Raw genomic sequence first — 16,662 nt, forward strand, 5'->3', positions numbered from 1 at the left:
AAAATGCCCCCAGAAAGTGTTTAGCTTCTGGGGGCATTTTAGCTCAATATTTTTTATTCGAAGAATTACTGAACAATCAACTTCCCGATATATTTTTTTCCAACCTTAATTAGGTAAATACCTTCTGGTGGTTTATTGTTGAAAACCAAATGGTAGGAGTTATCGATATCTTTAGTTACTTTTTTAGATAGAATTTTTGCACCTATTGTACTAAAAATCTCAACGGTTTCAATTTCGTTACCTGTTTCGGTTTTAATGGTTAGATACTTATCCTTTAAAGGATTTGGGAAAATTAGGTTTTTAAAATTATTAAAACCGAAGTTCACAACAGTTGTAGGGGTGATTTCATTTTGCCCATATTTATCTACTTGGGTTAATCTGTAATAGTTATTCCCAACGGAGGCATTTTTATCTACAATAGTGTAGCTTGAATTTGATCCTTTGGCAGAAACATTACTTCCTAACTTGTTAAAGTTTTTACCATCCATACTCTTTTCTATTAGAAAATAATCGTTTTTACTTTCAGTCGCGGTAGCCCATTGAATGGATACATTTTTATCGGCATTTATTTTAGCTGTAAACGATGTTAATTTTGCGGGCAAAGACTGCATAGTGGGAGTTGGTTCAAACTTCCATTGCTGATTGGTTGAACCGCTGTAACTATATTGTGCCAAAGTTGCACCATCGGCGCTCGAACCTCCGTTAACTTCCAAGCCCATCCCACTGGCCAATAATGGTGTAATTCTAAAGTACCCATTGTCGGTACTTGCTAGCGAAAAATGTTGGTTTGCTAAAGCATTATAGGTGCCAATTTGCCCCGCAGCACTATTTGATGTAGAAGCGTTTGCAATTTGTATAGCCTTTCCATTTTGTACATTTGTTAATTTGATTAAACCTGTGCCAATATTGGTTAATGTCCACAATTGTTCGTTGCCCGATCCGCTGTAGGTACGTTGTTCTAATGGAGAATTATCAGTACTTGCATTGCCCACAACGGTAATGAGTTTGTTGCTCCTTCTCGAAACTATTTTATAAGTTCCGTCTTCAATGGCATTTTGTACAGCTTCAAATTTCCATTGTTGGTTGGTGCTACCGCCGTAGCTCCATTGTATCAGCGTAGCACCATCGGCACTACTCCCCCCATTTACGTCAATGGCTTTCCGCTATTTTGCGATGGTGTAATTCGGAAATAGCCATTGTCTGTAGCTGATAAGGAAAAATGTTGGTTGGCAAGTGTATTGTAGGTTCCTATTTGGAGTGCTGCACCATTGGCTGTAGAGGCACCGGCTATCTGAATTACCTTTCCACTTTGCGTATTGGTGATTTTTACCAATCCATTGCCCAGGTTTTTAACAATCCATAATTGGTTGTTAGTAGTGCCATTATAGGTGCGCTGTTCTATATTCGAGCCATCTGCAGTAGCATTGTTTACTACCGTCATTACCTTATCGCTTCTTCTAGATACAATTTATAGATACCGTCTTCTATTGCATTAGGCGCGATAGCAACCTGAAAATTAATATTCGAAATAGTATACGTATTACTTGTGGTAGTAGGGAAGTCAATCTCATTAGGGCTAACAGTGTTAAATGTAATCGTGTTGCCGTTTCCATCCTTAACTGTTGCGTTGGCGATATTTTTGTAGTAGATGGTACATTTGCTTCCAGACCCAGAATAAATAGTTGCGGTAGTGGTGCTTCCGCTATTCCAATTAAGGCCTACTGTAAAATTGCCCATTGCCTTTAATCCAGAAACACTTCCTGTTGGCCATGTAGTAGGTACCGCTGGAAGGATTTGTAGTTTGTTCAGATGGCTTTGTAACAGCATTTCTGTTATACCAGCTGTGGTGCCGAAGTTGCCATCAATTTGAAAGGGTGGACCCACGCTGAACAAATTCTCATAGGTTTCGGTTAATGCATATTTAACCAAACTATGCGCATGGTTTCCATCAAGTAATCTCGACCAAGCTGAGATTTTCCATGCTGTACTCCAACTCTGGCCACTGTCACCTCTATCAATTAGCGCAACTTTAGCAGCATCGGCATTGGTTTGATCTATCAAAGGTGAGATGGCTTTGCCAGGATATAAGGCCATAAAGTTTGATAAATGCCTGTGTTTTTCAGTTGGATCATCGTCTCTAGTCTTCCACTCCCTAAGCTGTCCTCGGCTTCCGATTACTATTCCATTATCTAGCAAAGCCAATTTTGCCTGTAAGTTTGTCCTGTAGGAGGCATCTGTGTTAAGGGTTTCGCTAGCTTTAATGGTATTGGTAAACAAATCCCAAATTAACTGTTGGGCATAGGCAATTCCATTTTCGCGCGGGCCATGCTCTGGAGACCATTCATTTGGCGCTACCAATTTGCCATTGCTATCAGTAATTAAACGGCTCAACCAAAAATCGCAGGCACTTTTCATTACCGGATAGGCCTTGTTGGTTAAAAAATCTTGGTCGAGCGTAAAAGCATAATGTTGCCATAAATGCATACAGTACCATGCATTGGCAGGCTGGTTCCATTCCCAATCAGAGTAGCCAAAAATATTGTTTTGTGTCTTCATGGTCCACCCTGAGTTTCCCGTAGAGGTAGCCATGGCCCGCCATGAAGGCTGTACCATTGCTTCATTGTAAATATAATCGTTAAAGGTGGCGTGCAGTTCTGATAGATTAGTGATTTCGGCTGGCCAATAATTCATTTCTACATTAATATTAGAGTGAATATCGGCTTGCCAAGGAGGAGTATTGCTATTACACCATAAACCTTGCAGATTTGATGGGAGTGCCATTCCCCTGGCCGAACCTAACATCAAATACCGCCCATATTGGAAATAAAGGACATCTAAAAATGAATTATAAATGCCACTGTTATAAGCCGTGCGTAGCTCGTTGGTAGGTATAGTTGGCTTGGTGTCGTTAAGGTTGAGACTGGTTCTGTTAAAAAAAGTCTGATAATCGGCAATATGGGTACTACGTAAGTTACTATAAGTTTTGGCAGCCGCCAAATCATTTTGTGCGCCCACATTGGTGTGCAACTGAGCGGCATTAACGCCTAAATAGGTGCTTGTAACAGGGTCATAGTTAGTGCCAGCAGATAAAATGATGGTGACCGAATTGGCGTTATTTACCGATATTTTATCTCCATTAATACTGGTGGTGCCACCATCGTTGTTCAAACTCATGGTTGCTTCGTAAGAAAGCAAGGTTAAATTTCCGGCTATCGATATCTTTTTTCCAGCTAATGTGGGGGTTGCGGAATGCGTGTCTTGCATGCTCGCATCAAAACTGATGTTGCCAGATCCAGTACTCGAAAAGCGCATCACAATTACATTATCAGGATAGCTGCAAAAATATTCGCGGGTGTATGTTACACCATTAATTTCGTAACTTACAGTTGATATGGCATTTTCTAAATCTAACTGACGTCTGTAATTTGCAACAGTTGTAATATTAGGGAAATCAAAATAAATATCGCCAAAGTTCTGGTATGCCCCTCTAACGGTTTTGCTACCTGTCCATAACGTCTTGTCGTTAAATTGAACGTGTTCTTGAGAGATGCCCCCAAAAATCATGGCGCCAATTCTACCATTGCCAATAGGTAAGGCAGATGTCATCCAGTCTGTAGCAGGTGTGCGATACCATAGGGCTAGCTTCGCAGCGGGTGCATTTGCCTGTCCTGTAAGCGTTTGTGCTTTTGTTGCCGTGCAAAATGTAATAAGGACCAACAAAAAGTAGAATAAGTTTTTTTTCATACGTATTAGTTAGGTTTAAACATCAAGGTATTAATTTTTCATATAAATAACTAAGGGTATTTTGACTATTTCATGCTTAGCTTTAGCGGTCAGTGAGTTGATGGTTTAGGATGCTAGAATTTACCCCCCTTTGTTGTGATGTTACAAATTAGGTGTGAACCAATAAATGCTTTATAAATAACTTTTAACTTTTCTCTATATTTGCGGCTTTATAAAAAACAAACAATAAAATGAGCACAACTAGAGGACCAATATCTCAGTTTATGGAGCGTAATTACCTCCATTTTAATGCTGCGGCAATGATGGATGCAGCTAAAGGATACGAAACGCATTTAGATGAAGGTGGTAAAATGATGATCACACTGGCTGGTGCAATGAGTACTGCAGAATTGGGAATTTCACTTGCAGAGATGATCCGCCAGGATAAAGTGGCTATTATTTCTTGTACCGGTGCAAACCTTGAAGAAGATATTATGAACCTGGTAGCACATTCACATTATAAACGTGTACCAAACTATCGCGATTTAAGTCCACAGGATGAATGGGACCTTTTAGAGAACCATTACAACCGTGTTACCGATACCTGTATACCAGAAGAAGAGGCTTTCCGCCGTTTGCAGAAACATATCCATAAAATATGGAAAGATGCAGATACTGCTGGGGAAAGATATTTTCCGCACGAATTTATGTACAAAATGCTTTTAAGCGGCGACTTAGAACAATATTATGAAATAGATCCTAAAAATTCATGGATGCTTGCTGCGGCTGAAAAGAATTTACCAATTGTAGTTCCGGGATGGGAAGATTCTACCATGGGAAACATTTTCGCCTCATATGTGATGAAAAGCGAATTGAAAGCCACTACAATGAAAAGTGGTATTGAATATATGGGTTGGTTAGCCGACTGGTATATTGCAAATAGCGGTGGCAAAGGAATTGGTTTCTTTCAGATTGGTGGTGGAATAGCCGGCGATTTCCCGATCTGTGTAGTACCAATGCTTTATCAGGATATGGAAATGGAAAATATTCCTTTCTGGAGTTATTTCTGCCAGATTTCAGATTCGACCACATCTTATGGCTCATATTCTGGTGCTGTACCGAACGAAAAGATTACCTGGGGTAAATTAGATATCCACACCCCAAAATTTATTGTAGAAAGTGACGCAACAATTGTAGCACCGTTAATGTTTGCCTGGGTATTAAAACAATAATCATTAAAAATAAATAAACCAAATTGGTTTCTAGTATGCCCATTGGAGATAACATATCAAAAATGGGCATTTTTATTACCTGAATGGCTTAAAACGACATTTGTTTAGAATGATTATAAATTGTATTTCCAGTCACTATTATGTCATGGGATTTATTAATAAGTTATACTTTTGTTCAAGTTTTGGTGGGGCTACCCCTAGTTCAGCATCAATTTCACAACAAAAAGTAAATTAAATAAGTATAAAGTGTTCATTATGAGAGATATCTCGATGATTTTAAAAAGCGTTTGGAAGTCGTTATTCGTATTTTCAGCAATTTCCGTAATAGCGGTTTCTACCGTAAATGCGCAGGATGCTAAAGAAGGAAGAACGCTTTTCAAAGCAAAATGTTCTTCGTGCCATGCGTTAGATCACAAAGTTATTGGTCCGGCATTAGAAGGAGTAAGCGATCGTCACCCTGAAGCGTTCCTGTTAAAATGGATTCCGAACAACGCGGCTATGATTGCTGCAGGAGATCCTGCAGCTGTTAAATTGTTTAACGATAACGGCAAAGTGGCAATGACTACTTTCCCTGAGTTAGATGATGCAAAAGTAAAAGATATCTTAGCATACATTAAAGAAGGTGAGCCAAAAGCGGCTACTCCTTCGGGTGGTGCTGTTGCAGTAAAAGACGAATCTACTTCAGGTTTATCAATCGCAGGTATTGTGGCTATTGTTGTATTGGCGATTGTTATCCTGGTAATTTTAGGCCGTGCTTCTAAATTGTTAGAGCGCCTGATTTTACAAAAACAAGGTATCGAGATTGAAGAAGATGTGCCATTAAAGGTAGGTGTGCGCAAGATGTTCAAAAACAAGAAATTTGTAATGTTCTTTATCTTGTGTTTAATCATCTGTTTAGGTTCATTCGGTTGGATGGGCATGTGGAACACTGGGGTTCACACCGGTTACCAACCAGTTCAGCCAATTAAATTCTCTCACGAGTTGCACGCTGGTATCAATCAGATCGATTGTCAGTATTGCCACAACGGCGCATTTAAATCTAAAAATGCAACTATTCCATCGTTAAACGTTTGTATGAACTGCCATAAAGCTGTTCAGGCAAGAGATAAATATGATGGTGAGATTTCTCCAGAGATCAAAAAAATCTATAGTGCTTTAGGTTACGATCCTGAAACACAGAAATATGATGAGAGTAAAGCTAAACCAATGGAATGGGTACGTGTACACAACCTTCCTGATTTTGCTTACTTCAATCACTCTCAACACGTAGTTGTTGCAGAAGATGCAATCCGTAAAGCAAAAGGATTACAACCAACAGAACCTGTATGTTTCGCTTGTCACGGTCCGGTTAATACAATGGAAGAAATTTACCAATATTCTCCATTAACCATGAAATGGTGTATTAACTGCCATAAGGAAACAGATATTTCTGGTCAGAAAAATAATGCTTTCTACGCTAAGGTTATCGAAGCGCACGAGAAGATTAAAAAAGGCGAGAAAATTACACCAGCGTTATTGGGTGGTTTAGAGTGTGGTAAATGCCACTATTAATAGATAGAGTTTAGTAAGAACGTTCGAATAAACAGTAATATAGCTTAAATGGAAAGCAACAAAAAATACTGGAAAGGCTTAGAGGAGTATAACAATACACCCGATTTTGTTAAGAATAACAAAAACGAATTCGCCGAGCCACTTCCAATAGAAGATGTTTTAAATGAAGCAGGGTTAAGTACCGTTACCCCACGCCGCGACTTTTTAAAGGCGTTAGGTTTTGGTTTAGGTGCCGTTACATTAGCTGCCTGCCAAAGTACACCGTTAAAAAAATCTATCCCTTATTTGGTAAAACCTGAAGAAGTTACTCCAGGTATTCCTAACTATTATACGTCTAGCTTTAATGGCCAGAGTATTTTGGTTAAAACAAGGGAAGGTCGGCCAATTAAAATTGAACCAAATCCAAATGCGGGTCAGTTTAATTGTGGTACCGATGCAAGAGCGCAAGCTTCGGTTTTAGATTTATATGATGTATCTAAACTAAAAGCACCAGCTTTAGTAAAAGATGGAAAAGTTGAAGAAACTACCTGGGCAAAAATCGACAGCTTTGTAAAAGGCGAGTTGGCAAAAGCACAGGCAGGTGGAAAGAAAATCCGTATTGTCGCATCAACCGTAAACAGCCCATCAACCAATGCAGTTATTGCGCAGTTTATTGCGAAATATCCTGCTGCTAAATTGGTTCAGTATGATGCCGTTTCTTATACTGGTATTATCCAGGCTAACCAAAACAGTTTCGGTAAAGCAGTTTTACCTAAATACAACTTTGATAAGGCCGATTTAATTGTAAGTTTCAGTGCCGATTTCTTAGGTACCTGGATTAGCGGAGAAGAGTTTACTGCTCAGTATACTGCTAACCGTAACTACAAATCGTTAGAAAATAAAAAAATGAGCCGCCACATTCAGTTCGAAAGTGGAATGAGCTTAACAGGTACCAATGCAGATACCCGTGTTCCGGTTAAATTATCGGAAGAAGGACCTGCTTTAATTGCCTTATACAATGCAATTACCGGAAGTGCTTTACCTGGCGGAACGTTAGGTAACAACACCACTGCCGATAAAGTAATTAAATTGGTAGCTAAAGAATTAGTACAAGCTAAAGGTAAAGGCCTTGTAGTTTGTGGTTCGAACGATGTTTCTACTCAGATTTTAGTAAATGCCATTAATGCCGCTATCGGAAGTTATGGTACTACTATCGATTTAGATAACCCTTGTTATTTATATGCAGGTAACGATGCTGAATTTAATGGCTTAGTTGCTGAAATGAACCGCGGCGAAGTTGGTGCTGTTTTATTCTTAAACAGTAACCCAGTTTACGATGCTGCAAATGCAAAAGCATTTACTGATGCATTAGGTAAGGTTCCCGCTAAAATTTCATTCTCTGATCGTGCTGATGAAACTGCAACCGCTTGTGATGCCATTGCAATTAACCATAACTACTTAGAATCATGGGGTGATGCAAACGCTTACGAAGGATATTATTCTATCGTTCAGCCAACTATCAACCCTGTTTTCAATAGCCGCCAGGCTGAAGAGAGTTTATTAACCTGGGCTGATGCTCCGGTTAAAGATTACTATCAGTTTGTACGCAGCAACTGGGAAGCTAAAATGTTACCAGCTGTTGGTTTGAAATGGGAAGAAGTTTTAGAAAAAGGTGTGGTTACTGTAGCAGCAAAAACTGCTGGAGCATATTCATTCACTCAATCTTTAGCGCAAGTTGCAACTTCAATTGTTAGCAGTAGCAAAGCTTTAGCTAAAGAAGTAGAATTACAGGTTTACGAAAGCATCCCGATGCGTGATGGTAAAAATGCAAACAACGCATTCTTACAAGAGTTACCTGATCCGGTTTCTAAAGTAACCTGGGATAACTATGTTGCACTCGCACCAAAATTTGCCGAGAAATTAAAAGTTAAAGAATTTGATGTTGTAACGGTTAAAGCGAGCAACGGATATTCAGTAGATCTTCCGGTATTGATCCAGCCAGGACAAGCACAAGGAACTGCATCTATCGCATTAGGTTATGGCCGTACCAAAGTTGGTAAAGCTGGTAACGATGTGGGTAAAAATGCTTTCCCTTTTGTTTCTTTTGTAAATGGAACTTTCCAATATGCTACTTCGGTAACCATTACCCCAACAGGCGGTTATTACGAATTGGCTCAAACACAAACTCACCACTCTTTCGAGGGCCGAGCAGTGATTAAAGAAGCTACTTTTAAGGAGTACTTGAAAAATCCTGGAGCTGGTAACGAAAAAGGCGAGCATAAAGATTACGATCTTTGGGATCAATACGAAAAACCAGGTAACAACTGGGTTATGGCAATCGATTTGAATGCTTGTACAGGTTGTGGTTCTTGTATTGTTGCTTGTAACGTGGAAAACAACATTCCTGTTGTAGGCCGTGATGAGGTTCGCCGTCGTCGTGAAATGCACTGGATCCGTATCGATCGTTATTATAGCTACGAAACTGCAGCTGGTGATGTAACCAGAGAGAAAGAAATTGCTAAGTTAGAAGACTTAGATCGTGTTTCTGTGGTTCACCAGCCAATGTTATGCCAACACTGTGATCACGCACCTTGCGAAACAGTTTGTCCGGTATTGGCAACTGTACACTCAAGTGATGGTTTAAACCACATGGCTTATAACCGTTGTGTAGGTACACGTTACTGTGCGAATAACTGTCCGTATAAAGTACGTCGTTTCAACTGGTTTAACTACTGGAACGATTCACGTTTCGATAACTATTTAAATAACGAGTTTACCCAATTGGTTTTAAACCCTGATGTAACTACACGTTCGAGAGGGGTAATGGAAAAATGCTCTATGTGTATCCAACGTATACAAGGTGGCAAATTACAAGCTAAAATGGAGAAACGCCCATTAAAAGATGGCGATATTAAAATGGCTTGTCAGGAAGCTTGTTCAGCAAATGCGATTGTATTTGGTGATGCAAACGATCCAAATTCAGAGGTTTCAAAAGCATTACGTTCTGAGCGTATCTACTACGTATTAGAAGAGATCAATGTGAAACCGGGTATCGGCTACATGACAAAAATTAGAAACACAGATACAACAGTACAAGCGTAAGCTTTAGTATAAAGAAAATACAAATTATGTCAGGACATAACGAATCAATACTTAGAGAACCATTAATTACCGGAGATAACATCACGTATGCAAAAATTACGGATGATATTTTAGGCCCGGTAGAAAACAAGCCAAATAAAGCTTGGTGGATTGGTTTTACCTTTGCTTCATTAGGCGCTTTACTTTGGGTGGTTGCAGTGAGCTACACCTTCTGGAACGGTATCGGAGCTTGGGGTTTAAATAAAACAGTAGGTTGGGCTTGGGATATCACCGGTTTCGTATGGTGGGTAGGTATCGGTCACGCTGGAACACTAATTTCAGCAGTACTATTACTCTTCCGTCAGAACTGGCGTAACTCCATCAACCGTTCTGCAGAGGCGATGACCATTTTCGCCGTAATCTGTGCCGCAACTTACGTTGTATCGCACATGGGCCGTCCTTGGTTAGCTTACTGGGTTTTACCTTTACCAAACCAATTCGGATCACTTTGGGTAAACTTTAACTCACCATTGGTGTGGGATATGTTTGCGATCTCGACTTACTTCTCTGTATCATTATTATTCTGGTACACAGGTTTATTACCAGATATCGCTACCATCCGCGACCGTGCAGTGGGTACACGTAGAAAAATCTACTCTATCTTCTCTTTTGGATGGAGTGGAAGCGTTAAAACATGGCAACGTTTCGAAGCGGTGTCGTTAATCTTAGCAGGTATTTCTACACCACTTGTACTTTCGGTACACACGATTGTATCAATGGACTTTGCAACATCGGTAATTCCAGGATGGCACACGACCATCTTCCCTCCATACTTCGTAGCAGGGGCGATCTTCTCAGGTTTTGCGATGGTATTAACCTTATTATTGGTTGCACGTAAAGTATTAGGCTTAGAGAACTACATCACCATGTTCCACATCGAGTCGATGAATAAAATCATCATCTTAACAGGATCTATCGTAGGTGTGGCTTATTTAACAGAGTTTTTCATCGCTTGGTATTCGGGTTCTGAATATGAGCAATACGCTTTCATTAACAGATCTACTGGTCCTTACTGGTGGGCATACTGGATGATGATGACCTGTAACGTAATCTCACCACAACTATTATGGTTCAAGAAAATCCGTTTAAGCATCCGTGCTACCTGGATCTTATCTATCGTAGTAAATATCGGTATGTGGTTTGAGCGTTTCGTAATTATTGTTACTTCATTACACCGCGATTATATTCCATCAAGTTGGGCAATGTTTTATCCAACATGGGTTGATATCAGCGTATTCGTAGGTTCAATTGGTTTGTTCTTTACCTTATTCTTATTGTTCTTAAGAGTATTACCATCAATCGCTATAGCAGAAGTTAAGTTATTATTAAAAACTGCAAGTGAGCAAGCCAAAATGAAACAGATTAAAGAAGGGCATGAGAATAAAGAATACGTTGCAGAATACGTAGAGTCTTTAGAAAAATTTGATAGTGTTAAACAAGAAGATTACGCAAAAATATAACAATGAGTGATATCAAATATATTTTAGGCAGTTTTGGCGATCCTGACGAAATGATGCACGGCATCGAAAAGCTTCAGGAAAATAACATCAGCATTCATGATGTATATACACCGATGCCTATACACGGAATAGAAGCCAAATTAGGAATTAAAAGATCTAGAATCGATATCGCAGCATTTTGCTTTGGTATTACCGGTACTTGCTGTGCATTCGCTTTGATTTATTTTTGCGCAGTAATCGATTGGAGAGTAAACATAGGTGGTAAACCATCATTCGCATTACCGGATTTTATTCCGATAATGTTCGAGCTTACAGTACTATTCTGTGCTTTCGGTATGGTGTTAACTTATTATGCATCTACACACTTATTTCCAGGAAGAGCACCAAGAGTGATGGATTTAAGAGCTACAGATGATCGCTTTGTAATTGCAGTTGATGCAAAAGACAATGTAGAACATACTGTAATTGATGGATTATTAAAAGATGCAGGTGCTTTAGAAATAAAGTATAATGAAAGGAAGTACATTAGCTATGAATAAGAATAAATTTGTTTACACGGCGTTTTTAGCTATCGCTTTTGCAGCTACCTTTTCAGCTTGTAAAGATAAACGCAGTACTGGCTTAGAATATGCCAGAAACATGTATGATCCGATTGCTTACAATCCGGACCAACCGAATAAGAATTTTAAAGATGGTAAAACGGCACAGTTGCCTCCTGCACATACTAAACCAGTAGGTTTTACAGAGTATGATGAGTTTCCTAACACAAAAGAAGGATATGAAGCTGCAGGTGTGAGCATGGTTAACCCTTTACCGGTTGATACTGTTAATTTGGCTCAAGGTCAGCATTTGTTCAAAGTTTTCTGTAGCCCTTGCCACGGAGAAAAAGGTGATGGACAAGGACACTTGGTTAAAATTGAGAAGTTTAATGGTGTACCTTCTTACTTCTCAGGAAGTTCGTCGAGAGGTGGAGATATGAAAGCACTTACTGCTGGTAAAATCTACCACACCATTACCTACGGTGTAAATAATATGGGTTCGCATGCTTCGCAAATCTCACCAACAGATCGTTGGAAAGTGGTGATGTATGTTCAGGAATTACAAAAACAACAATAAGTAAAGCAGAATATAAATGGGAACTCACAATATTAATTTTAGTGAACAGTTTGAGTTTACAGGTAAAGTAAAAACATTAAGTATAGTTGGTATCGCTTTAGGTATTGCAGCTGTTGCTTATGGTTTCTTAGCTGGTGATAAAGTGATGCACGAGCGTACTTTTGCTAACCTGTTGCTTATGGCATATTACTTTGCATGCGTTTGTATGTCGGGTACATTTTTCCTTGCTGTTCAATATGTAGCTCAAGCAGGTTGGTCTGCATCAATTTTACGTGTACCACAGGCTATGGCAAAAACATTGCCAATAGCAGCTGTAATACTTGTTGTAATTATTTCAGCAGGTTTATACACACACAACTTATATCATCACTGGCATGCTGACGGATTAACAGATCCAAACAGTGCTAATTATGATTCTATTATCGCTGGTAAATCGGTGTTCTTAAATGTACCTTTTTTCTTAGGCCGCCAAGTGGTGTTCTTAGGGATCTATAGTATATTTTCGATCATGTTTGTTAAGTTTTCTTATAACGAAGATTTAGCAGGTGGTTTAAATGCTTACAGAAAGAGCTTTAAAAATGCTTGTATCTTCTTGGTAATTTACGGTTTTACAACACCGATTTTTGCTTTCGATACCGTAATGTCATTAGAAGCGCACTGGTTCTCAACCATGTTCGGTTGGTATAACTTCGCGGCTATGTGGGTAAGTAGTTTAGCTACTATCGCCATTATCCTTATCTTGTTAAGAAGAGCTGGTTATATGCAATGGGTTAACAATAGCCACTTGCACAACTTGGGTCAGTTTATTTTTGGTTTCTCTATCTTCTGGACTTATGTATGGTTTGCTCAATTTTTATTGATCTACTATGCAAACATGCCTGAAGAGACTGTATATTTCTACAAACGCTTTGAGTATTACAAGTTCTGGTTTTTCTTAAACCTAGCGATGAACTTCTTAGCGCCAGTATTATTATTAATGGACAGAGATAACAAAAGAACAGATGCAAAATTATTGTTCGTTTCTATTGTGGTACTTTTAGGTCACTGGGTAGATTACTACCAAATGATTATGCCAGGAGCAGTAGAAGAAGGACATAATGGTTTTGGGATCATTGAAATTGGTACTGCATTAGGTTTTGTAGGATTGTTTACCTTTACGGTTTTAACATCATTAAGCAAAAAGCCTTTAATAGCAAAGAATCACCCATTATTACAAGAAAGTTTGCATCATCAGCTATAGCGGTGATAAGATAGAGCAAATATTTAATTATTATTATAATTAGCAGTACAGCGTACTACTTTTAAGAAAATGAGTTTAAGAAAGTTTATAACGAATAAAACGACCGCAGCTTTAGCAGTATTGATTACTGTTTTTGCAAACACTAGCGTATTTGCGCAAGATGCAGCAGCAGGTGCTGCCGCGGCACCGAAGGTTGATATGGGCGAGGTTTATAAATCGGTAATATTTTATATTCTGGTTTTCCTTGCCGTATGCTTATTCATTGCAATTATTGGTAAAGCAATAAGAGTATATGAATTAAGCCGCGAAGCACAAGGTAAATCTGTTGGCATTAACTGGAACAGGGTACACGCAAGTTTATTTGCGCTGTTTTTAGTGATCGGTTTGTATGGTGTATATTGGGAATATACAGTACATGGGGCGATGTTACTTCCTGATGCGGCATCTGAGCACGGAAAGAAAATTGATGAGATGTTTAATTTAACATTAATCATTACCACCATTGTATTTGTAGTTACGCACATCTTATTATTCGGATTTTCTTACATCTATAAATACTCAGCTAAAAGAAAAGCTTACTACTACCCACACAATAATACCATCGAAAAAATCTGGACAATCGTTCCGGCTTTAGTATTAACTGTTTTGGTATTAATGGGTTTCTTAACCTGGAGATCTATTTTCTTCAAAGTTGAAGATCCAAACAACAAACCATTACAGATAGAAGTTACTTCTGAGCAGTTTAAATGGTCTATCCGTTATCCTGGAGCTGATGGAATAGTAGGGAACAAAAACTACAAGTTAACTACAGCTACCAATACATTGGGTATCGATTTCAAAGATATCAACTCCCGCGATGATGAGATGGCTGATGAAATGGTTCTTCCGGTTGGAAAACCTGTAAAGCTGATCTTAACCAGTAAAGATGTAATTCACAGTTTTTATATGCCTCATTTTAGAGTACAGTTAAACACTGTACCGGGTATGAGAACTATATTTGAGTTTACGCCTACTAAAACTACTGCAGAGATGCAGCAAGAAACCAACGATCCAAACTTTAAGTACCTTTTCTTATGTGCTAAAATCTGTGGATCAGGTCACTACAACATGCAAAAAGTGGTACGTGTGGTTTCTGAAGCTGAATACAAAACTTGGATAGCAGAACAGAAAACATACTTAAACGACGATTTAAGAAAACAATTTAATTTGCCAGTGGCACCTGCGCCTGTAAAATCAGTAGCAGATTCAGCAGCAACAGATTCTACAGCTGCGAAAACTAACCAAATGGCTTTAAATAAATAATATTAAGCAGGAGCGAACGAATTATGTCAACAATAGCATTACACGACGAACACAATCACGATCACGCTGATCATGGGCATCATAAAGAGACTTTGATTTCAAAGTATATCTTTAGTATGGATCATAAAATGATTGCTAAGCAATTTTTGATTACCGGTATTATTATGGCGGTAATAGCAATGGGCTTATCAATTTTATTCCGTATTCAATTGGCATGGCCAGATCAAAACTTCCCTTTCTTAGAAACATTTTTAGGTAAATGGGCAGAAGGTGGTCGTATTAAACCCGACTTTTATCTGGCTTTGGTAACCATTCATGGTACCATTATGGTATTCTTTGTACTAACCGCCGGATTGAGTGGTACATTTAGTAACTTACTTATTCCGCTTCAACTTGGGGCAAGAGATATGGCTTCGCCATTTTTGAACATGCTTTCATACTGGTTCTTCTTTACTGCTTGTGTGGTGATGATGTCATCATTCTTTATCCAAACAGGACCTGCATCTGGTGGTTGGACGGTTTATCCGCCACTATCGGTAGTTGCTAAAGCAATGCCAGGATCTGGAATGGGTATGACTTTGTGGTTAATCAGTATGGTACTTTTCGTAGCATCATCTTTAATGGGCGGTATCAACTACGTAAGTACAATTTTAAACATGCGTACTAAAGGTATGGACCTTTGGAAAATGCCATTAACCATTTGGGCTTTCTTTTTAACCGCTATTTTAGGTATCTTATCTTTCCCTGTTCTTGTAGCTGGGGTGGTATTAATGGTATTCGACCGTAGTTTTGGAACAAGTTTCTACTTGTCTGATATCGTAATGGGTACAGATATTTTACCAAATGAAGGTGGTTCTCCAATTTTATGGCAACACTTATTCTGGTTCTTAGGTCACCCTGAGGTATATATTGTAATTATGCCTGCATTGGGTATCTCATCTGAAGTTATCTCAGTAAACTCACGTAAACCAATCTTTGGTTACCATGCGATGGTTTACTCTTTAATTGGTATTACCGTATTATCATTCATCGTATGGGGTCACCATATGTTTGTAACCGGTATGAATCCATTGTTGGGTGGTGTATTTATGATTACCACATTGATTATTGCAGTACCATCGGCAGTAAAAACCTTTAACTACTTAGCTACATTATGGCGCGGTAACATCCGTTTTACGCCAGCAATGTTATTTGCTATCGGTTTAGTTTCATTCTTTATCTCTGGTGGTTTAACAGGTATCTTCTTAGGAAATGCTTCATTAGATATTAACTTACACGATACATACTTTGTTGTTGCCCACTTCCACTTGGTAATGGGATCTGCGGCAATCTTTGGTATGCTTGCAGGTGTGTATCACTGGTTCCCTAAAATGTTTGGTAGAATGATGAACGCTAAATTGGGATACTTACACTTCTGGTTAACTTTCATTGCAGCTTACCTGGTATTCTTCCCACTTCACTTCTTAGGTTTAGATGGTGTACCTCGTCGTTACTATGCATTTACCGAGTTTGAATTTATGAAGAAATGGTTAACTGTTAACGTATTTGTAACATGGGCAGCTATTATGGCAGCACTAGCTCAGGTAGCGTTCTTATTTAACTTCTTTTATTCAATCTTTAAAGGAAAAGTATCTCCTCAAAATCCTTGGGAATCGAATACATTAGAGTGGACTGCTCCAGTAGAACACCTACACGGTAACTGGCCAGGGGAAATCCCAACAGTTTACAGATGGCCATATGATTATAGCAAACCAGGACATCACGAAGATTTTATTCCTCAAACAGTTCCTTTCTCTCAAACCATGAGCTCTAACTTACCTCACGATTTTGAAGGAAATGCAGAAGCAGAAAAAATACAGCAAGATTGGGAATTAGCTAACCCTGTTGCAGAAAACAAGAGCTAGTTTATAAGCTTAAA

General features: G+C 38.9%; 12 protein-coding genes. 9 read left to right on the forward strand and 3 right to left on the reverse strand.

Features of this window, described 5'->3' with window-relative positions; genetic code table 11:
- Positions 1–65 precede the first annotated feature (65 nt).
- Genes AW17_RS09400 through AW17_RS09410 form a run of 3 tightly spaced genes read right to left on the reverse strand, consistent with a single transcriptional unit; the run spans position 66 to position 3,744 of the window.
- Positions 66–1,154: an RICIN domain-containing protein gene (locus AW17_RS09400; protein WP_342421662.1), complete on the reverse strand. Its 1,089-nt coding sequence runs from the start codon at positions 1,152–1,154 to the stop codon at positions 66–68.
- Complete coding sequence (locus tag AW17_RS09405) at positions 1,145–1,441, reverse strand: RICIN domain-containing protein (RefSeq protein ID WP_029275881.1); 297 nt, start codon at positions 1,439–1,441, stop codon at positions 1,145–1,147. The genes AW17_RS09400 and AW17_RS09405 overlap by 10 nt, the downstream gene beginning before the upstream one ends.
- Positions 1,441–3,744 (reverse strand): glycoside hydrolase family 95 protein, encoded by a 2,304-nt coding sequence (locus tag AW17_RS09410; RefSeq protein WP_051691730.1) that lies wholly within the window; start codon positions 3,742–3,744, stop codon positions 1,441–1,443. Before AW17_RS09410 ends, AW17_RS09405 begins: the two co-directional genes overlap by 1 nt.
- Positions 3,745–3,974: 230 nt before the next feature.
- On the opposite strand from AW17_RS09410, the gene AW17_RS09415 reads away from it, so the two are divergent.
- The 9 genes from AW17_RS09415 to AW17_RS09455 all read left to right on the forward strand — a co-directional run bounded on the left by AW17_RS09415 (position 3,975) and on the right by AW17_RS09455 (position 16,648).
- A complete protein-coding gene (locus tag AW17_RS09415) occupies positions 3,975–4,955 on the forward strand; it encodes a deoxyhypusine synthase family protein (protein WP_029275883.1) in 981 nt (326 codons plus the stop codon).
- A gap of 255 nt (positions 4,956–5,210) precedes the next feature.
- The gene (locus AW17_RS09420) at positions 5,211–6,506 is read left to right on the forward strand and encodes a c-type cytochrome (RefSeq protein WP_029275884.1); all 1,296 of its coding nucleotides are present in this window, start codon (positions 5,211–5,213) and stop codon (positions 6,504–6,506) included.
- 48 nt (positions 6,507–6,554) lie between these two features.
- Positions 6,555–9,587: a TAT-variant-translocated molybdopterin oxidoreductase gene (locus AW17_RS09425; protein WP_029275885.1), complete on the forward strand. Its 3,033-nt coding sequence runs from the start codon at positions 6,555–6,557 to the stop codon at positions 9,585–9,587.
- Between the two features lie 26 nt (positions 9,588–9,613).
- Entirely contained in the window at positions 9,614–11,086 is a 1,473-nt protein-coding gene (nrfD, locus tag AW17_RS09430; protein ID WP_029275886.1) for an NrfD/PsrC family molybdoenzyme membrane anchor subunit, read from the forward strand.
- A 2-nt stretch (positions 11,087–11,088) separates the two neighbouring features.
- A complete protein-coding gene (locus AW17_RS09435) occupies positions 11,089–11,625 on the forward strand; it encodes a DUF3341 domain-containing protein (RefSeq protein WP_029275887.1) in 537 nt (178 codons plus the stop codon).
- Positions 11,597–12,202 (forward strand): c-type cytochrome, encoded by a 606-nt coding sequence (locus AW17_RS09440; protein WP_029275888.1) that lies wholly within the window; start codon positions 11,597–11,599, stop codon positions 12,200–12,202. The genes AW17_RS09435 and AW17_RS09440 overlap by 29 nt, the downstream gene beginning before the upstream one ends.
- A 16-nt stretch (positions 12,203–12,218) precedes the next feature.
- Positions 12,219–13,442 (forward strand): hypothetical protein, encoded by a 1,224-nt coding sequence (locus AW17_RS09445; protein WP_029275889.1) that lies wholly within the window; start codon positions 12,219–12,221, stop codon positions 13,440–13,442.
- Positions 13,443–13,511: 69 nt separating this feature from the next.
- Positions 13,512–14,744 (forward strand): cytochrome c oxidase subunit II, encoded by a 1,233-nt coding sequence (locus AW17_RS09450; protein ID WP_036669515.1) that lies wholly within the window; start codon positions 13,512–13,514, stop codon positions 14,742–14,744.
- A 23-nt stretch (positions 14,745–14,767) separates the two neighbouring features.
- Positions 14,768–16,648: a cytochrome c oxidase subunit I gene (locus AW17_RS09455; RefSeq protein ID WP_029275891.1), complete on the forward strand. Its 1,881-nt coding sequence runs from the start codon at positions 14,768–14,770 to the stop codon at positions 16,646–16,648.
- Positions 16,649–16,662: the final 14 nt, after the last annotated feature.

Source organism: Pedobacter borealis DSM 19626 (genome assembly GCF_000708285.2).
In the GTDB taxonomy this organism is placed as follows: domain Bacteria; phylum Bacteroidota; class Bacteroidia; order Sphingobacteriales; family Sphingobacteriaceae; genus Pedobacter; species Pedobacter borealis.